Below are 21,903 nucleotides of genomic sequence, written 5' to 3' on the forward strand. Positions count from 1 at the left end.
CCTTCGACCAGAATTTCCGAGCAGGAGGCGCGGGACGTGGCTGCCTACCTCTATTCGCTCAAATGAAAGTCATTGCTCGCCGCGTCGCGACCACAGGCCACGACCGGGATCATAAGCGGCCGCCGCGGCGAGGAAGAACACGACGAGGCAGGCCAGAACTACTTGGCATGAGACCGGCTCGAAGCGCAGATAGAGCGCGAAGCGGATCAGCTCGACTGCATGGCTGAACGGGTTCAGCGCTGCGACCGTCGCAAGCACCGGACCAGCCTCGGCAAGTCGCCACAGTGGATAGAGCGCGGTCGAGGCGAAGAACATCGGAAAGATGACGAAGTTCATCACCCCGGCGAAATTCTCCATCTGGGCCGATACTGACGAGACGAGCAGGCCGAAGGCGCCAAGCATCAGCCCGGACAGCACCAGCGCCGGCAGAACCGCGAGATAGCCGAGCATCGGTGGCCGCACGTCCCAGTAGCGCGCGATCAGCAAGAACAGGTACACGAGCGGCAGGCCGACGACCACACTGGCGAGCAGGCGAGCGCCGAGCAGATACCAGCGCGGCAGCGGCGCGGTCAGCAACAGACGCATGCTGCCCATTTCGCGGTCATAGACCATTGCCAGCGAACTGGCCATGGCGTGGAACAGCAGCATCATCGCGGCCAGCCCGGGCACCACATAGACTTCATACAGCACATAAGTCTGGTAAGGCGGCGTGATCGACAGGCCGAGCACGGAGCGGAAGCCGGCGGCGAAGATGGCCAGCCATACCAATGGCCGGGCAATCGCCGAGATCAGGCGGCCGCGCTGGCGCAGCGTGCGAAGCAGTTCTCGCTGCAAGATGCCGATGAGCGCCCGCAGCGCATGACGGGTTATCATGCCGACTCCGTCAAGCGAGCGAACGCGTCTGCCATGCTGCCGACGCCGAGTTCGGCGGTAATGCGATCGGCGCGGCCTGCCCATCGCACACGGCCGCCGTGAAGCACGACAACATCATCTTCGGCAGTCACCTCCTCAAGGAAATGCGTCGCCCACAATACCGCAATGCCGCGTTCGCGGCATAAGCCGCGAACATGCTGCGCCAGTGCCCGGCGCCCGGGCACGTCCAGTCCGGTGGTCGGCTCGTCGAGCAGGAGAAGGCGCGGCTGGTGCATGAGCGCACGGGCGATCTCGACACGCCGCCGCTGGCCGCCCGACAATGAGCGGATGGGATCGCCGAGCCTGTCGAGGACTTCGAGGCGGCCGAGTTCCTCGCGTGTTCGGACCTTGGTAACGTCGGCGGCAAGACCATGCAGGGCGGCGTGATAGCGTAGGTTCTCGCCCGCCGTGAGATCGAGATCGAGCGTCTGCTGCTGGAAGACGACGCCCATCTGGGCGAGCGCGGTCGCAGGGTCGGTGCGCATGGCGTGTCCGAACACTTGCACCGAGCCAGAACGAGCGTGATAGAGACCGGTAATCAGCGAGAACAAGGTGGTCTTGCCGGCGCCGTTGCGACCAAGCAGGATGCACATCCTGCCCTGCTCGACCGAGAAGGAGATAGCGTCGAGCACCCGCCGGTCCTTGAAACTGTGCCCCAGATTGTCGAGCGACAGCGCTTTCATGGCCCAACCACGACGCCCCACGGACCGCGCCCGACCGGCAGCGATTTGACCACCTCTTCATTCTCAAGGTCGATGACCGAGATATCGCCGGAATTGCCGTTGGCGCTGAATAGGCGTCTCTGATCGTCTGCCAGCGCGACGTGCCATGGCCGCTGGCCGACAAGATAAAGGCGGCGCACCGCCAGCGTGGCCGTGTCAATCTCGGCGATCCGGTTTGCGGGACCCAGCGCGACATACGCAGTGCCGCCGTCACGCGACATCTCGATGCCGACGGCCTGGACGCCTTCGCGGCGAATACCCGGCACCTCAAACTGGACCTTGCCGGTTTCAGCCCGTGTTAAGGTGTCGAAGACCGTCACCGTGCCGCGGATCTCGGAAGAGACCCAAAGCCGCTTTGCGTCCGGGGAGAACGCCGCGGCGCGCGGTCGCGTGTCGACCAGCAAATTATCCACGAGATCGAGCGTGCCGGCGTCGATGAGATGCAGCATGCTCGTCGTCTCCGAGGTGCAGGCGACGTAACGGCCGTCCGCGCTGACCGCCATTCCCTCGGGCTCGACACCGACATCGACGTTGCCGATGACCTTGGCCGAGGCGATTTCCACTACCGAGACCAGATTGTCGTTCTCATTGGCCACAAACAGCCGCTTGCCGTCGGGATGCACGACGAAGAATTCCGGATCGGCTCCCGAAGGCAGTTGGCCGACCACTCGTCTCTTGGCAAGGTCGACGACATCGATGCGATTGTCGTCGCCGACAGCGACAAAGAGGGTCTTCTTGTCAATGGAAAGCGCCAGTCCGCGCGGCCGCCGTCCGACGTCGATCGTTGCCGAGAGGCTCATACTTGCCCCGTCGACGACGGCAACCGCATTGTCCTGTTCGTTCGACACGTAGACGGTTTCGGCAGCAACAGGACCGACCGAGATAAGCACGGACACCACCAGGAGGATTGCGGTCAAAAGCGGCATGCGCTCTCCTCGAGATCGATGCCAAGCGTGTCGAGCGGCGTCCGCTGATGCAGGAAGCCGGGCTGCGGCGAGGCGGAGACCAGCAGGCGAGGCCCAGCAATCAGGATCGGCTGCCGCAGTTGCCCGTCCCATGGACGAAAACTGAGCCCTTGGCCTTTGAAACCGGGGAGAAGAAAATCGTCGCCGCGCATGTAGCCGGCGATGGCTGACGGATCGACGCTGCGCAGCCGCGTCGCGGCCTCGCCGACGCTGCGCACGGCGAGCCAGGCGGCATAGTCGCTCGGCGTCATCCATCGCCCCGCCTGCTTCCGGAAGCGGTCCTGCAACTGCGTCGCTCCCCATTCCTCGGTGACGGCGCTCCAACCGGCCGCAACCAGCCCTTGCGTGCCGGCGACCGGTCGCGGCAGTGCCGTGCGGTCATCGAGATAGGCGCCGAATTCGTCAGCCTCGTCGGCGACGACCAATACATCGTAATCGGCGACCTGCGTGGCGGCCGGTATTTCTGACTGCAGCGTGACATGGCCGGTATCAGCGCGTCCGTTCGCCGGACGGAACGTCCATGGCTGGTCGACGGTGATTTCGGCCCCGAAACGTTGCGCCGCGCGGCGAAAAGCGGCGGCCATCGCCTGGTCGGCAGAATGCGTGCCGACAAGCAGGAACCAGCGCTGCCAGCGCTTCCACACCAGGTACTGCGCCAGGCCGTCGGCGAGCATGGCGCGGCTTGGAATGGTGTGTAGCAGGTTCTTCCTGCAGTCCTGCTGGCGCAGCGCATCGTCGGTAGCGCGGCTGTTGAACAGCAGCATCTTCTCGGCGCCAGGCGCCGCAAGCGCCTGCGTGAGCGGCACAGCGTCAAGATCGGCGACGACAAACGCAAGGCCGGCGCCAGCGAACTGGCCTATCGCGTCCGATGCCGTCTCGGCGGGCTTCAGCACTCGCTCCTCCAGCCGGAAATGCTGGCCGAGAAAGCGCCCGGTCGTATTGTCGTCGGCGATGCCAAGACGTGCGCCTTGCAGCCCGTCATCTGTCGCGAACTGGTCCAGCGGACCCAACTGTAAGGGCGGCTTGCGCGACTGGCCGAGATAGCCGATTACCACCGTCTGAGGCTCGGCAAGACCGGGAGCAGCGACGAAAAGCAACAGGGCAAGAACAGCAAGCGCCAGCCTCATTCCGCTGCAGCTCCCTCTCCCGCAGTGACTGACCGAGGCGGAGTTGGATTAATTCCCCGCCATTGAAAAGGTTCCACTCTGGATATTCACGGCCTTGTGGTGACGGCTGGTCAGATCTGGATCGGCCTCACCTTGACTGTTCCTTCCAGCCGCCGAGTGAGAACGAGGGTAGCCCCGGACTCTTGATCGAGATCATGTGCGGCCGATACGGCGAAAGGCAAAGGGCGGGATGAGGTCTCCGCCGGTCCTCGCATCGGACGGCGGAAGCGTCTCCTCGAGCAGCATCGCCATCCGGGCATGGAGGGGCGACCTGACGCATACGGGATCGGCCGCCGCAGCATCGCCGGCCAGCGCCAGCGCCTGGCAACGGCAGCCGCCCCAGTCGACATCACGGCGCTCGCAGCTGCGGCAGGGTTCCAGCATCCAGTCCGTCCCACGGAAGGCGTTGAATGCCGGCGAGTCCCGCCAAATGTCGGCCAGCGGCCGAGAGCCGAAGCGCTCGAATCGCAGCGATGGAATGGTCATCGCAGCATGACAGGGCAGCACCAAGCCGTCCGGTGCGATGACGAAAGCATCGCGCCCCCAGCCGCCCATGCAGGGCTTGGGATAGGTCGCAAAATGATCCGCCACCACGAAATCGATCTCCAGCACGCCGACAAGACGTGCCCGTGCGGCCTCCACGGTCGCGACCTGATGCTCTATCGAGGCGCCGTCGGGCAGCAGATAGCGACGATTGAGCAACGCCCAGCCGGCATATTGCACGTTGGCAATCTCCAGCCGCTCGGCGCCGAGCGAGAGCGCCAGGTCGATGTAATCGGGAATTTCCGCGATGTTGTGCCGATGGATCGGCGCATTGATCGTCAGCGCCAGTCCGAGGGCCCGCGCATGTCTGGCGGCAGCGAGCTTTTGCGCGTGGGCGCCGGAATGGCGTCCGATCCGCGCGGTGGTTTCGGCATTGGCACCCTGGAAGCTCACCTGAACATGGTCTAGCCCCGCGCTGGCAAGTGCTTCCAGACGGATGCCGGCAAGGCCGACGCCGGCCGTGATGAGGTTGGTGTAGACACCGGTTTGCGACAGCGTTGACACGAATTGTTCGAGGTCCCGGCGCAGCGTCGGCTCGCCGCCCGAAAGATGCACTTGAAGAACGCCCATAGCCGCCACTTGCTCGAACACGTCGAGCCAGCGTTCCGTCTCCATTTCACGGTCGGCTTTCAGCAAATCAATGGGATTGGAGCAGTAAGGGCACTGCAGAGGGCAGCGATGCGTCAGCTCAGCCAGCATCGCGATCGGAGGGAACGGCGCCTGCGTCACAGCCGCACCAACAGCCGGTCTGCCCATTCCTGCAGGAAGGCGCCGACGTCGGCGTCGATTTCCTGGCCCTGACCGTCATATTCGCAAGCAAGCTCCCTCACGATGGCACTGATTGACGTCTTGCCGTCACAGCGCCGGAGGATGTCCAGTCCGATTGCATCGGGCCACAGAACGCGCTCGGGTGCCAGCACCGCCCAGGCATTCCGGACGGGATCGAAACGCAGGCGTACATAGGGCGCGAGGCGCGGGCGAGATTGCGCCGATACAATCCCTCTCCGGCGGTCCGCTGTCATCCGTTGGTCTCCGGCCGGAAGCAGCCAGGGGGTATGACGCCGTCATGCCCATATGCGTAGTCGAGCGCGTCGAGCATCGCCCAGAGCACATCGCACTTGAAGACCATGGCGTCGACAACCTTCTGCTGACGTTCCGGCGTGTCGGCATAGCGAAGCACGTAGCCCAGCGCGAAATCGGAATCGCGTGCGGCCTGATCGGGCCGCCGATCGAAATAGGCGAGCGTGTCGGCCCTGACGAAGTCGTATCGCGCCAGCATCGCTGGCACGCGTTCTGCGATAATATCGGGCGAAAAGAGTTCGGTGAGGGAGGAAGCAACTGCTTCGAGCAGCGTATGGGACGCGCAGAAATTGACATACGCCTGCACCGCGAAGCGTGTTGCCGGCAGCGCCAGCCTTTGGCTTTTCACCTCTTCCGACTCAAGGCCGAGCGACGTCGCGAGATGCAGCCAGCGCGCAATTCCGCCACTCCGGCCGTCCTCGCCGTCATGGTCCTCGATGCGCTTGCGCCATGCGGCCCTGAATGCCGGATCCTCGGCGTGGGACAGGATGGTGGCGTCCTTGCGCGGAATGGCCGCCTGATAGCAGTAGCGGTTGAGCGCCCAGGCCTGCAGCTCGGTCTTCGACATCGCTCCCTCCACCATTCTGCGATGGTAGGGGTGTCGGTTGTGATAACGCTCGCGGCCGACCTGCAGAAGGACTGTGCGCAAATCTTGTTCATTGAGGCCGCGGCCGACCACGTCGGAAAAATCGTTCACAGCATGAGCTCCATCCGGTCTTGCGCAATCTCCCATCCAGCTGCGCGCACCGCCGCGTGTTCGGGCGATTCCTCGTCCAGAACCGGATTTGTGTTGTTGATATGGATGAAAATCCGGCGGTCGACCGGCAGGTGGTTCAGACATGCGATCGCACCGTTCGGTCCGGACATGGCGATGTGTCCCATGCGCGCGCCGGTCTTCACGCCCACGCCGGCCGTGATCAGCTCGTCGTCCGTGAACACTGTGCCGTCGAGGAGAACCATGTCGGCGCCGGCAATCCGTTGCCGCAGCGATTCATCGACGGCTGTACAAGCGGGAATGAAGAGCAGCGAGCGGCTCCCCTCCATCAGACGAACCCCGATCGTGCCGCCATCGGCGGAACGGAGCTCCGGATCCTGTCGGCCGCCATCTTCAAGAAAGAGCGCCACCTTGCCAGGAACGGAAAACACCTCGATGCGGATGCCGATTTCCGCGCCCTCGGCATCGCAAAGATCGATGAAGCCTTCAGGAGGAAGGCAGCGGCGCGAAACAATCTGAGCATCGAGGACATCGAAGATCGAATTGGAGGCGATAACCGCCAGAACCTCCTCCGTTGCATAAAGAGCGAAGGGTTGCCGCTCACGCAAGCTGAGGAGCCCCGAAATCTGGTCGATCTCGGCGCCGGTCAGGACGACGGCTCCCAGCGGTGTGGCGCGTGCCGACATCTCCGGATGCGGTTGGAGTTCAGGGTTTTCAGCAATCTGCTGGCGGATATCGGGAGAGGCATTGAAAAGCACCCAGCGTCGCCCGTCTGGAGATGCCGCAACACTCGTCTGAAGACGCGGGCGGACCCCAGGATTACCCGCCCGCGCGGCCCTGTTCAGCCGGTCGTTGGCGTTCCACTGAGGAAAACCGCCACCCGCGGCGGAGCCGATGATCCTAATCCACACGCCGTGACAAACTCCGCGTTTCTCTATTCCAGCAATGTCGCGAACCGGTCGAGCACAGCCGATGCCGTACCCGCCGGTTGCGTAATGTCATTTCTTTGTGGTGATTTCGGCAGGCAAATAGCGCGATATCTCCATTCCCGCCGCGACTTCGCACATGACGGGCTTCTTCCAAGTCTTCTTCTTCATGTCTTTCTCCGATCTGGCTGCCTTGGAAATACCGCAGCCAATCCCATAAGCACGCAGCCCAAGCTTTGTTCCCGACAGGGTATGCGAGGGGTGCTCTTTCGGATTGGGCGTCGGACGCTCGCGTCAAAGAAAAGACAGATCAACCGAAAGCGGAACCGGGGTGGCGGATGTTCGCGCGAAGCTTACAGCATCGGCCGGCCACCTGTGACCAGAAGCAAGCCCCGGTGAAACAACCGGCTTCTGACGAAGCCAGGAGGATGTAAGCCGGCGCAACGCAACTCTTGAGGAAATCGCCCTGCTGGCGCTAAGCTCGTTCTCCTGCATCTTGTATCGGGCACAATGATGAACGGTGAGGCGAAAAGCAGCCTGTCCGGGCGCGCCATGCGCTGGGCCATCGCATTGACCGAGCAGAAGAGCGTCACCGGGACCGGCGGCGAAGCCTCGTTCGGCCCGTGGCTGGCAGACGAGTTACGCCGCGAAGCCGCGTTTCGCCACGCGGAACCTGGACCATAGAGGTCGAGCCGGAAGATGGCCGCCATTGCGTGGCGATGCTGGTCCGCGGTACTGGCCGCGCCACCATCGTGCTGACCGGTCACTACGACACCGTCACGACGCGCGACTATGGCGATCTGGAGGATCTGGCCACCCAGCCGCAACAACTCACCCAAGCGCTAAGAAAAACTTTGGCCATGGCCGAGGCGCCTGCCGTGAGGCGGGCGCGGGACGACTTCGCCTCGGGGGAGTTTCTCGCCGGCCGCGGGCTGCTCGACATGAAGGCCGGTTTGGCCGCCGGGCTGGCGGTTTGCGCCGCATTCGCCGAAAGCACCAACGCGGCGGGAAACTTTCTGTTTACCGCGGTTCCCGACGAAGAGAACAATTCTGCCGGTGCGCGCAAAGCGGCACAGGTTCTCACCGAGATAGCCGGCGAGCACGAGTTGGACATTTTCGCGGCGATCAATCTCGATGCGATCGCCGACGACGGGGACGGCAGCAAGGGTCGCGTCATCGCGCTTGGAACGGTCGGCAAGCTGCTTCCGACGGCCCATGTCGTCGGCGTTCCCGCGCATAGCGGCTTTCCGTTGAGTGGCCTGAATGCGGCGACCATTGCCGCGGCCATAGCCGCCCGGGTGGAATGGGCATCGGAGCTGACCGACGACTCCCGGTCGCTTCCGGGTACACCGCCGAGTCTGCTCAGCATTCGCGACGGCAAGTCCGGCTATGACGTGACCACGCCGGCTGCGGCGTTCGCCACCTTCAACGTGCTGAGCTATCGCCGGACGCCGGATGAGGTGCTCGAACGCTTCGACCGGCTTTGCGCCGATGCTGCTTCGGCCTGCCTGGCGGAGTTGAAGCGGCGGCGGCACTTCCAGCACGGCAGCGCCGCGATCGATCTCCTCGAAACAATCCCCCTGCATCGTTACGAGGCAGTGCTGGACCGTCTCGACGCGGAGGCAAGATCGAGGCTTGGCGCCGTTGGGGCTTCGCTTGCCGCCCGCGATCTTCCACTGCCGGAGCAATGCCGGCTGGTCACCGACTAGGCATGGCGATTGAGCCGCTTGCCGGGACCGGCAATCGTCACCGGCTTCGGCTCGATACCTTACTTGCCGACGAACCTTTCGGACCGGCCGGCAGCGGCGCGGCTGCGGGCGATCGCTTCGGACGTCGCGGCCGACGCAAGCGCCCGCTATGGCTCGGCAATCGGCTGTGCGGATTATTTCGCCGGCATCTCGGATATGAGCTTCTTTGGCGAGGCGGCCGAGTCCGGTCTCAAGGTCGTCGCCCGCAACACGCCGATGTGGCGGGACGGCATTCGCTGGCCGAAGTCAGGTGGGCTAGCCAACATTCCCACCATCAATATCGGTCCGTGGGGACGAGACTACCACACGCCGCCTGAGCGGCTTCACATCGGCTATGCTTTCGACGTCCTGCCGCAGGTCGTGAGCGATGTTTGTGCAGCGCTGCTTAAAGAGCAAGGATAGGTACGAGTCCATCAAATCTCGCCAGGAACAAATCGGCGAAGCCGAGGTTTGGTTCTACAAATCAAATCGCGAGGAAATCCTATGGACACTGACGTCAACTCCGAAACCCGTTCGATCTTCATTGTTGGGCTGCGCAACGCCCACGCCATGGAGAACCAGGCACTTTCGATCATGAAGCCTCAGGTCAAGCGGATCGAGAACTATCCGCAGGTCGCCGATCGCCTGCAGCAGCATATCACGGAGACCGAAGGGCAGATCGCCCGGCTGGAATCCATTCTGGATGGCCTCGGCGAGGACCATTCCACATTGAAAGACACGGCCATGTCGATGGTCGGCAGCATGGCGGCGATGGGACATTCCGTAGCCGGCGACGAAATCCTCAAGAACAGCTTCGCCAACTTTGCATTCGAAAATTACGAGATCGCCGCCTACAACTCATTGCTCGTACTCGCCGAAGCCGGAGGGTTTAGTCAGGCAACCAACTCTCTTCAGCAAAATCTCAGCGAAGAAGAAAAAATGGCCGACTGGTTGAAGCAGAACCTTCGCGCCGTCACCTTGCAATACGCCAGGCTGCGTGAGGCGGGAGAGACCGCCAAGAGTTAGGCCGCCCCGCTGGGGAAGAGGAATTCCTGACAACCACCCCAGCCGAATTGACCGGGTGGTTGTTTTTTCTGGGATCGGAAGTGCTGCTAAGGACCGCGCGCCACGCGTCGGCCAGACACGCTTCCTTGGAGCCCGAAGAACCGAACGGATTCAGAGCTAAGAATCCGAACGGATCGGAGCGCCCCGGTTCTGATGGCTTGAACGCCGCGATCCCATTTGTCTGCGGAAGGTTGCGGACTCCTGGCCGACTTCGATGTTCCCACCGCAAGGCGACCCGCGGTCGAAATCACCAGGAACGACCGGTGGCAGCGCTATGACGTCGATTTGGGAGACTCGTCGGTCTCCGGCAAACGATCGCGAATGGCTTCCTCGGTTTTGCTTGCCGTCTTTTTCACGACTTTCTCGACGCGGTCGACCAACGTCTCGGCGTCGCCGCTGGAACCCTGTCGGTCAGCCTCTTCCTTTACAGTCTCATATGCTTCGGCGGCAACCTGCTTGGCTTGCTCCACGCCTTCTTCAACGACTTCTTCGGCACTGTCACGAAGCTTGTCGCGGTAAGGGCCGAGTTGCGCGTCTTCCGCGGCGGTGTGAGGCAGCATCACGCCGATGGCTGTGCCCACGGCAAGGCCCACCGCGGCCATTGCCAGAGGTTCGCGCTGGAACAGGTCCTGCGCCGACTGCCGCACCCGCCCCGTCATATCGGTGGCGGCCGAGCCGACCTGCCCGGCTGTGCTTCTCAATCTTTCTTTGGCGCCGCTCGCAACGTCTGCCACAGCCTCAGTCGCACCGCCTGCCACGGACGCAACCGAACGAGCGGCATCGGAGAGCATGGAGCCGGCGGAACCTTCGCCCTCGGCACCGTACTCATCGCCGCGTGAGTCCTGCCAGGCCCCGCCCAAGCCCCTCTGGTCAGAGAAGTTTCGGGTGCCGTCAGGCTCCCTGCCGGTCGAATAGGCATCAAGTGCTGAACTGTCTACCGACGTGCCCTTGCCAAGCATCAGCCAGGCTAGGCCCGCGCCGACCAATGTAAGCGGCAACGGATTGTCCCTGACCTGAGTCTTAAGATTGCTGAGCATGGCGGATCCCTCGCCGCTGAACATCCCGGTGAATTCGTCGATCAGTTGGCCCGGTGTCATCTTGCTGCGGATCGTGTCTGCGGTATCTGCCACTCTGGCGCGCGCAATATCAGCATCGCGTTCCAACTCGGCTGCGGATTTCTCGGTCATCTTATCTGTTCCTTGATCACGCGTGCGTCGCGTTTAAGTTGGTCTTGTGTCCGGTCGGGGGTCAACTCGGAGGGAGCCATGCTTGCCTTGCCCGAGCGCAAGAGTATGACGCCCAGTACTGCCACCACGACGCCGACGAGCAGCGAGGACCATCCGGCTCCCAGGCCGGCGCTCGCCAAGGCAATCACCAGCGCCTGCAAAAGCACCATCAGGGCGGCAAGCAGGCAAATGACGCCTCCCATTACCTCCACGGCGCCGGCGCCGACCTTGCTTACCTTTTCCGACATTTCAGCCCGCAACAGCCTGCTTTCGGTTTGAAGCAGTGTTGTGACCTGCTGTGCCAGATCGCTGACAAGGGTTGTCAGGCTGCGAGTGTCCTGATTGTCAGTCATGGGTTTCGCTCCAGGCTTGCATTGGCCCAGTCATCGCCGGACTGATCGGATCCTAGCGGGGCCGGCTCAACTGCCTCTGCCGATCGCCATCCGAACTCATTCGAGCGAGGACCCGTCTCGGGCGCCCGGCCTGTTTCCGACTGGCCCGGTGCTCCGGTTTGGGCAGAGGGTGGCGAGCTCTTGATGAACCGTCCCAACGCCAGGCCTGCCAATACCGAACCGGCGATCAGCGCGCCCGAGTTTTTGCGGCCGAACGACTGAATTTCGCCAAGCACCTCGTCGAACGGTTTATCCTTCAGGGACGAGGAAAGCCGCTCGAGCCCGCCTGCGGCGTCAAGGGCGAATTTCGAAGCGGTCCGTTGATCATTGTTGGCAAGATGCTCGCTTGCCGCGCGCAATGCGCCGCTGAAGGCCTTGAGGTTGGCGCTCACGTCGCGCTGCGTTCCCTCCGCCTTGTTGAACAATGCTTGCTTTGCTTCCGATGCGTAATCTCCGGCTTTCCTGGTGATCTCGTCACGCGCATCGTGGAGCGCTTCCGTTGCGGTCTGCTTTTCCCGTTGTAGTCTTTCCGAAAGCTCGCTTCTGGCTGTCTCGAAATCGGCCGGCTGACGGCCCTGATCGTCCTGGTCCTGCATGGTGTCTCCTAGTGGAATCCGAGGAAGGAGAGGATCGCAAGCACGACGACGACGAGGCCGATGAGATAAATAACACTGTTCATGGCGCAATCTCCTCCACTGCGCACCGAACTTGCCTGTGCTTCCCGTGTTCCCTCGGACGTCATCTTTTTTGGTAAGCGAAGCCTAACCCGCCTCAAGACGGGATCTTGTCCTGTGCCGATGGCGGTGAGCGCGCGGTTGGGAATGATACGGGACCGGACTCCGGTGCGACTTACGGGTCGAGGCGCAGTTCCTTTCCGGCAGATATTCGTGCTGCATGGGCCGGAATTTTTCCGCAGTGCCTTGACTGCGCATTATCGCAGTGGGACCTGCCTGCGACCTACCACTCGATTGCTGGCCGCGCGATCATCAGCCAGAAAATTCCGAGTACGGCAGCGAAGGCGGGGACGCCGAAGGCGAACCACAGCCAGAAGAGCCGATGATAGCGTGGCGGCAACGGCGCGCCTGCAGCGGCGGCTTGCGAGGCCAGCTTGCGCATCTCCATCTGCATCCAGACGACCGGGAGCCAGAACATTCCGGTGAAGATATAGAGCGTGATCGAAAGCACGATCCAACCTTCCGACAGCGAGTAGCCTGCCTGCCAGGCGAGCGCGGCGCCCGTCAGCGGCTGCGCGACGACGGCCGTCGCTGTGAAAAGAAAGTCGGCTACGACGACCATGCGCGCCACCGCCGCAACCGTTGCCGTATTGCCCGTCCTGTGGGCGAGCAGCATGAAGAACGCGATGCCGGCGCCGGTGCCAAGCAGCACGGCCGCGCCGATGACATGCAGAAATTTCAGCAGGAAATAGTCCATCAACGCTCCTCCAGCACTGCCAAGGCTACAAAGTGCAGCACCAGGATCGGCAACACTTTGAGGAACGGCCCAAGCGGTTCGTTCCACAGCTCCGGGCGCAGGAAACTTCCGACGGCTAAGTAGAGGAGCGAGAGCGCGATGCCGCCATAGAGGCCTTTTCGCGTCGTCGACCGCCAAGCTATGAGCGCGCCAATGGCGATGTCGGCCAGAGCGCCGGCGATCACGATCGGCGCCGACAAGATGCCAGCCACTGTGCTTTGCATCAGATCGATGCCGCCGTTATAGCCGGTGGTCAGCGACACAATACCCGTCGCGATCCAGAAGAACGGCAGGACGACGAAGATCGCAGGCTTGATGAAATACAGCCGGGCAAACCATTTTTCCTGCACCGTTGCCGGATTGAGCGCGAGGAAACCCGCCAGGGTTTGCGGCCGTATGCCGGTCAAGGCGGTCCAGTTGGAGGGATCTCCAACCGCCCCTCGGGCGATCTCCCTGGCCGCGTTGGTACGCATTGGTGGGCGCCAGCCGAACATCGCGGCAAGATCGCCGAGGCGGTAGAGAAGCCTTGCAACAGCCGCCGGCAAGACAAAGCTAACTGCCGGAGCCCAGCCGAGCCATCGGCGATAGCTGCCGACGACCTCGTCCATGCTCAGCTGTTCGGGACCGACAAGTTCCAGCACGACGCGAGACGGACTGGCGGGAGCGAGAAGGAAGACGACGGTTGAGACCACGTCGTCGAGTTGTACCACCTGGAGCCGGCCGGTGTCGGGCATGGACGGCAGCACCGGCAGCGAGGCGAGACCCCGAAACAATGCGCTGGCTCCAAACACCGGCCGCCCGAGCACCACGGACGGGCGCAGGATCACCCAGTCCAGATCAAGCGCCATAAGCGCTTGGTCGCCGGCCAGTTTCGTCGCCGAGAACGTCGAAGGCTGCGTCCGATCGACGCCTATCGCCGAGAAGTGGATCACCCGGGCAACCCCTGCCCGCGCACAGGCGAGGAAGAGTGCTGCCGCCGCATCGCGATGGACTTCCCGCGTCTTTTCACGGGGGCTGTCCTGCAGAACGCCGGCACAATTGACGACGGCGTCGATGCCCGTGAGATGCGGCAACCAGTCTTCGGGCTGCAGCGCCACCGCCATGTCCAGCACCAGCAACTGATAATTGCCGGCCCGGTTTGCGCCGGAGCTGCGGACCAAGCCGATCACCTCATGCCCTTCGGAAAGAAGGCGTGCGACGACCGAGGCACCGATCAGGCCGGTGGCGCCGGCAACCAGAACTTTCACACTGGACCCCATTCTCCGACGGCGGGAAAGTGTCGTTCATTCCCGCTTATCGCCCTATACTCCCCTTCATAGCGGAAAGTTCTTCCTTCGTGCATAACAACCGCGGCCGCGCCGGATCGGAGATGTCGAGCTTGGCCCAGGGAATGCGGTATATGCTGTCGCGACTGCGCATTCGAAAGACGTCGAGGACCGCAATGCCGATGGCCGAAGCGGACAGGCGCTCGAATGCTGCGTAGATGCCGACATGGTACTCGGTAACCACGAGGTCATCGCCATCCGGTTCGGCGCGTATCTCCTCGATATGGCCGATGCTTTTGCCGCGCTGCGAAAGCACATTCCTGCCAGCCAATTGCTCAAGATTGACGGTGGCCATCACCCAGCTCCCGGGATACGCCCAATGACATGATCGCGCAGCCAGTTCTGCCAGTCGAAAATCGCCGTTTCGCGGACGTCGATATCGAACTCGATGTCGACGCCGATGTCGCGCACCTTGTTCCATGCGATGCGGTGCGGCTCGGCATGGCGCCTGCCGCCGAGCCTTGCCGCAAGCCGCGCCATCCAGCGCCCGGGCCGCTCGCCAAGCCGGCGCGCCAGCGTGATCGAACCGAGCTCGACCGCAATAATTTTTGGCGGCTTGCCTGGCCCGAGTTCGGCCACCAGCCCGTCCACCTTGCCGATCTTGACCTGCTCGCGGTCGACCACTTGCTTGTCCAGGATGTCGCGCAGCAAATCCATCAAGTGCCTCCGAATATCTGCAAAGGAATAGTCACGACTGCGAGCACGAAACCGAGCGCTATGATGAAGATGACCGCGGCATTCGCGATCAGGCCATTGCGGTGCTCGCCGACATAACGCTCGTCGTTCAGCAGGAAGAGGAACGGAACCACGGTCAGCGGCAGGCTGGCGGCCGTCAGAGCCATGGAAAAGATGGTGAGCTTCAGCGGATCGAGACCCAATGCGATCGGAATGGCGGCGAGAAACAACGAGATCGTATAGACGGTGCTGAAGCCGGGATCGTCGCGCGGTTTCAGGTCCTCGCCCCAGGTCCAGCCGAAACCCTGCGCCACAAGGTACGCTTGCTGCAGGCCGATTTCGAGCGCGGCACCGAAGCAAGCGATGCCTAGTGAAGCAACGAACAGGACGAACCCCCAGAAACCGAAGATCGGAATCAGCATCAGCGGCAGCTGGTGGTAGTCGTCGATCTGCTCAATGCCGTGCGCTGCCAGCACGAGCGCCGCCACAATCAACACACCGATCGAGATTGTGCCGCCAAAACACATGCCCAAGCCGGCAATGGCCCGATTGGCTCCGAGATAGCTCTTGTCCCATTGATCCTCGATTGCTCCCGACGAATAGAACATGAACAGATAGGGCGAGATCGACGCACCAAGAATGCTGACCGCCATGAACCAGTAATTGGCCGCATCGTGCTCGGGCAGAGTGGGCACGGCACCGGCCGCAACCTGCCCCCAATCGGGCTTCAGCATGACGGCGCCAACCACGAAGCACAGCGTGACCAGCCCGAGGACCGCGACACCTTTTTCGATGAATCCGAACGTGCCTTTCCAAAGGAACAGCCATGCCAGAAAAGCGACCGGCAGCGCCCACCACTGAAAGCCGATGCCGGTGGCGAGCTCGAGCGCAATGGCAACACCGCCGATTTCGGCTGCCATGACCAGGAAGTTGACCAGCAAAGTCGCAAGCAGCGGCCACAGAAAGGCGTTGAAGCCAAACCGTTCCCGGATCCCGTCGGCGATGGTGTGATGGCTGACGGCGGCGAAGCGTCCGGCCATTTCGACCAGGAAGATGATGCAGATCGTGCCCAGGACGACGGCCCATATCAGCTGGAACCTGAACGCCGCGCCGGCCTGAGCTGCGGTCGCCATCGATCCGACCTCGAGAAAGCCGCCAACGCTGGTGACGACGCCGAGCGATATTTCGAGTAGCTTCTTCATGATTTCGGCGCGAAATATCTGGCGTAGGACGCGCTCAGATCGGCGGCGGCGGCCCGCAGATCCTGTTGCGCGTGTTCCACGTCCGAACGGTTGCCGTTCTGCACTGCGGTCGCTGCGCGTGTTACCGCCGCCGAAAGCTGTCCGACCGCCGTCGTCAGACCGGCTTGCTCGCTGGGCTCAGGCGACTTGGCGGACTGGATTTGCGCACCGGCATCGGCGAGCGCCTTGCCGACCGATTGCAACGTGCGCGACGTGTATTTCGAAGGGGCTGCCCCAGCGATCCAAGCCTCCAGAACCAGCGATGCGGTCTGTGTGGCGGAAGCCGCGATTTTCGACTGCTGCTCGACCTGGTCGGAAGGCGTGCATGCCGTCAGTACAGATATTATCAGCAGCAAGCACAGGCGGTCTGGTCGAAGACCGACGGCTGTAACGGCATTTACAATACGTGCTTGTAGCGTTGCTGCCACACGATTGTTCTCCCCGCACCAAGCGACTTCGGCGTGAAGTTTGATCTAGAGCGCCCGGTAATCACGTCAACTGAACCGGATGAACGGCGCTGGCAGCGCGGAACAAACCAGCGACCGCTGGATTAGGTGATGAGGAGGCAAAGGCCATGGACAGGGAAGAGCGTATCAGGCAGCGAGCCCATGAGATCTGGGAGCGCGAAGGCCGTCCGCAAGGACGCGAGCGCGAGCATTGGGATCAGGCCGTGCAGGAGATCGAAGCCGAGGGTTCCGAGGCCGAACGCGGTCCGGTCGTGCCCGATCCAACGGTCGGGGCCGGCTCCAATCCAGAGGCGCGCGGCAGCAAGCGGCGGGGGAAGTGAGGTCCAATGCCTCGTCTCGTCGCCTGGATCGTGGTCGTACTGGTCGTGCTGTTCGCCGCCTGGCTGATGATCGGACGCGACAGAACCAGTGGCGGAGCTCAGCCCACGCCGCATGCAATAGATCAGAATGGATAGGAGCTGACATGGCGGGAACCGATACTCATCCTGAACAGGACCCTGCCGAAGGATCGCGATCGACAGTGGAAAAGCAGCTCCGCAAGGAGCAAGGCGGCGAGGGTCAAAATCGCAAAGCCGAGCCAGCTTCCGACAAATCCGGCAGCAAGACCAAGACGCCTTCGGAAGCGCGCAAGAAAGGCTCAGGCTTGGATTGAGCCGGCTGACGGCGGGCTCACGCTGCCGTTTGCCTCGAAATAATGGGGATAGCGCTCCTGGACGATTTCGAGGACCTCGAAGATACGGCGAAGATGCGTTCGCATTGCTTCTTCTGCCGCAAGCGCGTCGGCCTGCTCGAGCGCATCGACAATCCGCCGATGCTGGCCGAGGACCACCGACATGCTGTCGAGGCGCGGGAAAGACAGAAAGCGGAAGCGGTCCATGTGCAGCTTCGCCGCGCTGATGTCGGCCCAGATTCCGGGGAACCCGGCATGGCTGGCGATGTGCTGGTGGAACAGCTCGTCCGACTTGAAGAAGCGCCTGTCGTCCGCAATGGAGGCGAACGTCTCCTGGACCGCCAGTTCGCCTTTGAGCACGGCAAGCAGGTCGGCACGGCGCAGGCTCTCGACCGCACGATTGATCAGGCCGACTTCGAGCGATTCGCGCAGGAACTGCGATTTCTCGAGATCGGCGATCCGGAGCGGCGCCACCATGCTGCCGCGCTGCGGATAGATGTCGATCAAGCCAAGACCGGCCAGCCGGGCGAGCGCCTCCCTGACAGGTGTGCGACTCACGCCGAGGGCTTCCGACATCGCCTTTTCAGAAATCAGCTCGTGCGGCTTCAGGCGGAAGGTCAGGATCTGGTCGAGCAGGACCTCGAACGTCCTGGCCGCAACTGAAGCGCCGGGGCCGGTTTCGCCCAGCCGCCCCTCGGTGAGGGTCCGCATTCCCAAAAGCCCTGCCATCGGCGATCCCCTTATAGGCTCTGCAGTTTCAAGCCGTTCATGAAATGCCTACGAGCAGCAGCGCCGGCGTTATTCCTTGCGCGGAGAACCGCCGATGCGCGCCAGCAGGCCGCCATCGACGCGCACGACCTCGCCGGTGACGAAGGAAGCGTCGTCGGACAGCAGGAAGGCAACGACGGCGGCAATCTCCTGCGGCCGGGCGGTGCGGCCGAGCGGATGCATGTTGTCGAGGATGCGCAGTATCTCGTCGGGGTTGTCGTTGAGCTTGACCGCATCCCGCAGCATCGGCGTGTCGACGGCGCCCGGAGCAACGGCATTGACGCGCACGCCGAGGGGGGCGTAGTCGACGGCCATCGATTTGACGAGGCCGATCAGGCCGTGCTTGGCCGTGCTGTAGGCCAGAACCCCTTCCTGGCTGGCCAGGCCCTGCACCGAGCTCATATGGACGATGGCACCGCGGCTTTGGCGCAGCAGCGGCATCGCCGCACGCGACAGCAGGTAGGCAGCCTTGAGGTTGACGTTCATCACCTCGTCCCAAAGCGCCTCGTCTGTGGTCTCCACCGTTCCGTAACGCTGGATGCCGGCATTGTGGGAAAGCATGTCGAGCCCGCCGAACGCGGACCGGGCAAGCTCGACGGCGCGGCCGCAGGCTTCTGTGTCGGCGGTTGAGCCAAGCACGGTGCGCACGGTCACGCCGCGCGCCGAAAGCTGCGCCGCGACCTCATCCAGCTGATCGCCCGCCCGGTCGAACAGGATAAGGTCGACGCCTTGCTCGGCCAGCCTTTCGGCGACGGCACGGCCGATGCCCATGGCCGCGCCGGTAACCAGCGCGCGTTTTCTGAATTCAGCCATTTATCCTCCCAATAACAGTTGCGCAGCGACTACCATGGTAGTCGATCGGGCGCCACTTAACGTGCTCTTTTCCGCCGAGCCCGCCCAAGCGTGTTCGGCATCATGCCAATCCTTGCAGGAATGCCAGCGTTTCCGCGCGCGTCGGTGCGCCAAGACGTCCGCCAAAGCGCAGGCATTTCAGCGCGGCGGCGGCGCTGGCCACTGCTATGGCCCGCTCTTCGTCCCAACCTTCGGCCAGACCGAGGGCGAAGGTGCCGTGAAACACGTCGCCTGCCGCCAGGGTGTCGACGGCTTCGACCCGCGGCGACGGCAGGTGACGGACATCATTGCCACCCGGGTGCTGGAACGCGGTGCCGTTCGCCCCATCGGTGACGGCCACGAAGGCGCCGGTCCGTTCGCCGAGGATAGCAACGGCAGAACCGGCGGATATCTCCGAACCGCAAAGGATGCGTGCCGCCGGCAGCGAAGCAACGACATGCGAGGCGATCGGCAGCAGCCGGTCCAGCACCGGTCGCGACGCGACATCTGCGTCAAGGACCGCCGGAATGCCGTATTCACGAGCTTTCGCCAGCGCCAGGGCGGCGGCTCCGGGCCAGCGGACATCGACCAGCACGGCGTCGAACTGGGAAAAATCCGCGGGTGGAAGGCGGTCCGGATCGGCTTGCGTGACGGCATCGTAGAAGGGCACGATCATACGCTCGCCGGCGGCATCGACCAGGATCGTGGCAATGGCCGAGCGGCCACCCTCGACCCTGCGCACCAGCGAACAGTCGACCCGCTCCGCCTCCATCTGGCCAATGACATCGCGGCCGACGGCATCGTCGCCGACGCTTGCCCATAGCCAGACCTGCCCGCCCTGGCGGCTGGCCGACGCGGCGGCGCTGGCCGCCATGCCGGCCGCGATCTGCACGGCCTCGCTTGGCAGGAACTTGCCGGCGCCGGAGGGCAGGACATCGAGGCGCAAGATCGTGTCGTAGGTGAGCGCGCCGACGCAGAGCAGGCGGGGCGCCGTCATTGCAGCCGGTAGCCGCGCTGATGGGCAATCGCCGTCATCACGCCTCTCAGTTCGGCAAGGCCGCGAAGACGGCCGACGACGGGGTAGCCGGGATGGGTGTGCCGCGCGGCGTCATCGATCAGCTCGTGGCCATGATCCGGGCGAAACGGCAGCAGCGCCGCCGGTTCACCGGCGTCGCGACGGCGTTGCTGCTCGTCGAGCAAGACCGAGACCACCGAAACCATGTCGACATCGCCGTTCAGATGCTCGGATTCCATGAACGAGCCGTCCGGGTCCTTGCTGACATTGCGCAGATGCACGAACTTGACCCCATGCGCAAAGCGCCTGGCGATGGCAGGCAGGTCATTGGCCGGATTGGCGCCCAGCGACCCTGTGCACAAAGTAAGGCCGCTATGGGCCGATGGCACGGCATCCAGGATAAAGGCAATGTCGTCGGCGTTCTTGACGATCCGGCACAGGCCGACGAGATCGCGCGGCGGGTCGTCCGGGTGGATCGCCAGCGTGACGCCCGCCTCTTCGGCGGCCGGCAACACGTTTTCGAGAAAACGGACGAGGTTCTCGCGCAGCCCGTCGTGCGACAGGCTCGACTGCTCGGCAACCACTTCGCGCAATTCCGCTATGTCGTAGCGCTTGAAGGCGCCCGGCAGGCCGGCCATGATGTTGGCGAGCAGACGCTCTTTTGCCGTGTCCGGCGTCGTCTCGAACCATTCGCTTGCCCGCTGGAGAACATCGGACGCATAGTCGCGCTCCGATCCCTTGCGCTGCAGCATGTAGCAATCGAATGCGGCAAGCTCGTGCATGTTCATGCGGAGCGCCCGTCCGCCGCCCGGCAGCGGCGCAGCCAGGTCTGTGCGGGTCCAGTCGAGGATCAGCATGAAGTTGTAGCAGACCGTGCGCACGCCGCAGGCGCCGAGATTGCGCAAGGTCTGCCTGAAATTGTCGTAGAGCCGGTCAAGATCGCCGCGGCCGAGCTTGATGTCTTCGTGCACGGGGACGCTCTCGACGACGCTCCATTTCAGGCCCATCGCCGGATCCGCCTCGATCAGCGCCTGGCGGTGCCTGATGGCGTCGATCGGCCAGACTTCGCCGTAAGGGATGTCGTGCAGTGCCGTCACGATGCCGGTCGCGCCGGCCTGCCTGGCATGGGCAAGCGTTGCCGCATCGCCCGGGCCAAACCATCGCCACGTCTGCTCCATTCGACCCCCAACTGCGGAATTCCCCGATGACCGGTGGTGTATTGGATGCTACCATGGCAGTCAATCGATTGCAGTTCGGGGACCCTGCGAGATACCGTCGGGGGCGGCTTTGCTCCTTGAAAAGACTGCAACGACACCTGGCGTTCAGATCGAACGGCTACGCAAGGTCCGAGTTTCGGCTGGCCCAAATCGCGCCGCGTTCGAACATCGTGCGCATTTGCGGCACGGCGAACTCATCGGCGGTGTGGCCGAGCGCGCTATAGAAGACGCGGCCCTTGCCGTAGCGGCGCTTCCAGACGACCGGCATGACGACGCCGGCGATGAAGTCGAGATGCTCGCCGGTAAACGTCGTTGTCGCCAGCACCGCGTTGGTCGGATCGACATGCATGTAATACTGCTCAGAACGGTAGGCGAAACTATCGATGCCTTGCACGATCGGATCGTCTGGCCTGGTGATATCGACGTGATAGTCGATGATGTTGCCGGGATGGGCGACCCACTGGCCGCCGGTCATGAACTGGTATTCCGGCTCGTTGCGGAAGCTGTCGCACATCGTGCCGTGAAAGCCCGCAAGGCCGGTGCCGGCCCCGACGGCGCTGGTCAGGTTTTGCAGCTCCGGCTTTTCGATCGTCGACATGGTGATCACCGGGACAATGAGATCGAGCTTGCCCAGTTGCGGATCGGCGAGTGCCGAGGTCCCCTGCTCCAGCCGCACGTCGAAGCCGTTGCCGGTCAGCATCTCCTTGACGATTTCGGCGCTTCGGGCCGGGGTGTGACCTTCCCAGCCGCCCCAGAAAATCAGTGCCGTCTTGCTCATCGCATTA

At 63.2% G+C, this 21,903-nt stretch carries 28 protein-coding genes; 5 read left to right on the plus strand and 23 right to left on the minus strand.

Features of this window, described 5'->3' with window-relative positions; translation table 11 throughout:
• Nucleotides 1–69: 69 nt before the first annotated feature.
• The 9 genes from NKI22_RS06975 to NKI22_RS07015 form a co-directional block, all read right to left on the minus strand.
• Entirely contained in the window at nt 70–873 is an 804-nt protein-coding gene (locus NKI22_RS06975; protein WP_023716594.1) for a lanthanide ABC transporter permease protein PedC, read from the minus strand.
• Nucleotides 870–1,595 carry a lanthanide ABC transporter ATP-binding protein PedB/LutE gene (locus tag NKI22_RS06980; protein ID WP_023716593.1) on the minus strand — a complete coding sequence of 242 codons (726 nt, stop codon included), beginning with the start codon at nt 1,593–1,595 and terminating at the stop codon, nt 870–872. The genes NKI22_RS06975 and NKI22_RS06980 overlap by 4 nt, the downstream gene beginning before the upstream one ends.
• Nucleotides 1,592–2,560 carry a PQQ-dependent catabolism-associated beta-propeller protein gene (locus tag NKI22_RS06985; RefSeq protein WP_023716592.1) on the minus strand — a complete coding sequence of 323 codons (969 nt, stop codon included), beginning with the start codon at nt 2,558–2,560 and terminating at the stop codon, nt 1,592–1,594. Before NKI22_RS06985 ends, NKI22_RS06980 begins: the two co-directional genes overlap by 4 nt.
• The gene (locus NKI22_RS06990; RefSeq protein ID WP_023716591.1) at nt 2,548–3,726 is read right to left on the minus strand and encodes a lanthanide ABC transporter ABC transporter substrate-binding protein PedA1; all 1,179 of its coding nucleotides are present in this window, start codon (nt 3,724–3,726) and stop codon (nt 2,548–2,550) included. Before NKI22_RS06990 ends, NKI22_RS06985 begins: the two co-directional genes overlap by 13 nt.
• Before the next feature lie 192 nt (nt 3,727–3,918).
• Nucleotides 3,919–5,064 (minus strand): pyrroloquinoline quinone biosynthesis protein PqqE, encoded by a 1,146-nt coding sequence (gene pqqE / locus NKI22_RS06995; protein ID WP_051409553.1) that lies wholly within the window; start codon nt 5,062–5,064, stop codon nt 3,919–3,921.
• Nucleotides 5,034–5,330 (minus strand): pyrroloquinoline quinone biosynthesis peptide chaperone PqqD, encoded by a 297-nt coding sequence (pqqD, locus tag NKI22_RS07000; protein ID WP_023716589.1) that lies wholly within the window; start codon nt 5,328–5,330, stop codon nt 5,034–5,036. Before pqqD ends, pqqE begins: the two co-directional genes overlap by 31 nt.
• Nucleotides 5,327–6,085: a pyrroloquinoline-quinone synthase PqqC gene (gene pqqC, locus NKI22_RS07005; RefSeq protein WP_352715904.1), complete on the minus strand. Its 759-nt coding sequence runs from the start codon at nt 6,083–6,085 to the stop codon at nt 5,327–5,329. The genes pqqD and pqqC overlap by 4 nt, the downstream gene beginning before the upstream one ends.
• The gene (gene pqqB, locus NKI22_RS07010) at nt 6,082–7,014 is read right to left on the minus strand and encodes a pyrroloquinoline quinone biosynthesis protein PqqB (RefSeq protein ID WP_352810378.1); all 933 of its coding nucleotides are present in this window, start codon (nt 7,012–7,014) and stop codon (nt 6,082–6,084) included. The genes pqqC and pqqB overlap by 4 nt, the downstream gene beginning before the upstream one ends.
• Before the next feature lie 87 nt (nt 7,015–7,101).
• A complete protein-coding gene (locus tag NKI22_RS07015; RefSeq protein ID WP_352482840.1) occupies nt 7,102–7,200 on the minus strand; it encodes a pyrroloquinoline quinone precursor peptide PqqA in 99 nt (32 codons plus the stop codon).
• Between the two features lie 452 nt (nt 7,201–7,652).
• On the opposite strand from NKI22_RS07015, the gene NKI22_RS07020 reads away from it, so the two are divergent.
• The 3 genes from NKI22_RS07020 (at nt 7,653) to NKI22_RS07030 (ending at nt 9,782) form a co-directional block, all read left to right on the plus strand.
• A complete protein-coding gene (locus NKI22_RS07020) occupies nt 7,653–8,738 on the plus strand; it encodes a M20/M25/M40 family metallo-hydrolase (RefSeq protein WP_352715909.1) in 1,086 nt (361 codons plus the stop codon).
• A 9-nt stretch (nt 8,739–8,747) separates the two neighbouring features.
• Complete coding sequence (locus tag NKI22_RS07025) at nt 8,748–9,179, plus strand: zinc-binding metallopeptidase family protein (protein WP_352590399.1); 432 nt, start codon at nt 8,748–8,750, stop codon at nt 9,177–9,179.
• 81 nt (nt 9,180–9,260) lie between these two features.
• A complete protein-coding gene (locus tag NKI22_RS07030; protein WP_352482843.1) occupies nt 9,261–9,782 on the plus strand; it encodes a ferritin-like domain-containing protein in 522 nt (173 codons plus the stop codon).
• Nucleotides 9,783–10,093: 311 nt separating this feature from the next.
• Here the strand turns inward: NKI22_RS07030 and NKI22_RS07035 are convergent, their stop codons facing one another.
• The 9 genes from NKI22_RS07035 to NKI22_RS07075 form a co-directional block, all read right to left on the minus strand.
• Nucleotides 10,094–11,008, minus strand: coding sequence for a hypothetical protein (locus NKI22_RS07035; protein WP_352590402.1), 915 nt, complete (start codon nt 11,006–11,008; stop codon nt 10,094–10,096).
• Entirely contained in the window at nt 11,005–11,400 is a 396-nt protein-coding gene (locus tag NKI22_RS07040; protein WP_352590405.1) for a phage holin family protein, read from the minus strand. The genes NKI22_RS07035 and NKI22_RS07040 overlap by 4 nt, the downstream gene beginning before the upstream one ends.
• The gene (locus NKI22_RS07045; RefSeq protein WP_352715914.1) at nt 11,397–12,125 is read right to left on the minus strand and encodes a hypothetical protein; all 729 of its coding nucleotides are present in this window, start codon (nt 12,123–12,125) and stop codon (nt 11,397–11,399) included. The genes NKI22_RS07040 and NKI22_RS07045 overlap by 4 nt, the downstream gene beginning before the upstream one ends.
• Nucleotides 12,126–12,396: 271 nt before the next feature.
• Nucleotides 12,397–12,870: a DUF2269 family protein gene (locus tag NKI22_RS07050; RefSeq protein ID WP_352715917.1), complete on the minus strand. Its 474-nt coding sequence runs from the start codon at nt 12,868–12,870 to the stop codon at nt 12,397–12,399.
• A complete protein-coding gene (locus tag NKI22_RS07055; RefSeq protein ID WP_352715920.1) occupies nt 12,870–14,156 on the minus strand; it encodes an SDR family oxidoreductase in 1,287 nt (428 codons plus the stop codon). The genes NKI22_RS07050 and NKI22_RS07055 overlap by 1 nt, the downstream gene beginning before the upstream one ends.
• A 46-nt stretch (nt 14,157–14,202) precedes the next feature.
• Complete coding sequence (locus NKI22_RS07060; protein WP_352937244.1) at nt 14,203–14,529, minus strand: hypothetical protein; 327 nt, start codon at nt 14,527–14,529, stop codon at nt 14,203–14,205.
• A complete protein-coding gene (locus NKI22_RS07065) occupies nt 14,529–14,891 on the minus strand; it encodes a hypothetical protein (RefSeq protein ID WP_352715925.1) in 363 nt (120 codons plus the stop codon). Before NKI22_RS07065 ends, NKI22_RS07060 begins: the two co-directional genes overlap by 1 nt.
• Nucleotides 14,891–16,111 (minus strand): NRAMP family divalent metal transporter, encoded by a 1,221-nt coding sequence (locus NKI22_RS07070; RefSeq protein ID WP_352715927.1) that lies wholly within the window; start codon nt 16,109–16,111, stop codon nt 14,891–14,893. The genes NKI22_RS07065 and NKI22_RS07070 overlap by 1 nt, the downstream gene beginning before the upstream one ends.
• Nucleotides 16,108–16,506, minus strand: coding sequence for a hypothetical protein (locus NKI22_RS07075; RefSeq protein WP_352715930.1), 399 nt, complete (start codon nt 16,504–16,506; stop codon nt 16,108–16,110). The genes NKI22_RS07070 and NKI22_RS07075 overlap by 4 nt, the downstream gene beginning before the upstream one ends.
• A gap of 218 nt (nt 16,507–16,724) precedes the next feature.
• Here NKI22_RS07075 and NKI22_RS07080 point away from each other — a divergent pair, with 218 nt between their 5' ends.
• Nucleotides 16,725–16,937 (plus strand): DUF2934 domain-containing protein, encoded by a 213-nt coding sequence (locus NKI22_RS07080; RefSeq protein ID WP_352590413.1) that lies wholly within the window; start codon nt 16,725–16,727, stop codon nt 16,935–16,937.
• Nucleotides 16,938–16,943: 6 nt separating this feature from the next.
• Nucleotides 16,944–17,072 (plus strand): hypothetical protein, encoded by a 129-nt coding sequence (locus NKI22_RS07085; protein ID WP_280940403.1) that lies wholly within the window; start codon nt 16,944–16,946, stop codon nt 17,070–17,072.
• A gap of 182 nt (nt 17,073–17,254) precedes the next feature.
• Here NKI22_RS07085 and NKI22_RS07090 read toward each other — a convergent pair whose 3' ends face one another.
• From NKI22_RS07090 to NKI22_RS07110, 5 genes are all read right to left on the minus strand, one after another.
• On the minus strand, nt 17,255–18,016 hold the full coding sequence (locus NKI22_RS07090) for a GntR family transcriptional regulator (protein ID WP_352810387.1): 762 nt from the start codon (nt 18,014–18,016) through the stop codon (nt 17,255–17,257).
• A 69-nt stretch (nt 18,017–18,085) separates the two neighbouring features.
• Complete coding sequence (locus NKI22_RS07095) at nt 18,086–18,868, minus strand: SDR family NAD(P)-dependent oxidoreductase (protein WP_352715938.1); 783 nt, start codon at nt 18,866–18,868, stop codon at nt 18,086–18,088.
• A 100-nt stretch (nt 18,869–18,968) separates the two neighbouring features.
• Entirely contained in the window at nt 18,969–19,883 is a 915-nt protein-coding gene (locus NKI22_RS07100; RefSeq protein WP_352715941.1) for a PfkB family carbohydrate kinase, read from the minus strand.
• Nucleotides 19,880–21,079 carry a mannonate dehydratase gene (uxuA, locus tag NKI22_RS07105; protein ID WP_352715944.1) on the minus strand — a complete coding sequence of 400 codons (1,200 nt, stop codon included), beginning with the start codon at nt 21,077–21,079 and terminating at the stop codon, nt 19,880–19,882. Before uxuA ends, NKI22_RS07100 begins: the two co-directional genes overlap by 4 nt.
• Before the next feature lie 157 nt (nt 21,080–21,236).
• Entirely contained in the window at nt 21,237–21,896 is a 660-nt protein-coding gene (locus tag NKI22_RS07110) for a ThuA domain-containing protein (RefSeq protein WP_352493889.1), read from the minus strand.
• Nucleotides 21,897–21,903 lie beyond the last annotated feature (7 nt).

Origin of the sequence: Mesorhizobium sp. M0778, assembly GCF_040320105.1 — a bacterium.
Taxonomy (GTDB): domain Bacteria; phylum Pseudomonadota; class Alphaproteobacteria; order Rhizobiales; family Rhizobiaceae; genus Mesorhizobium.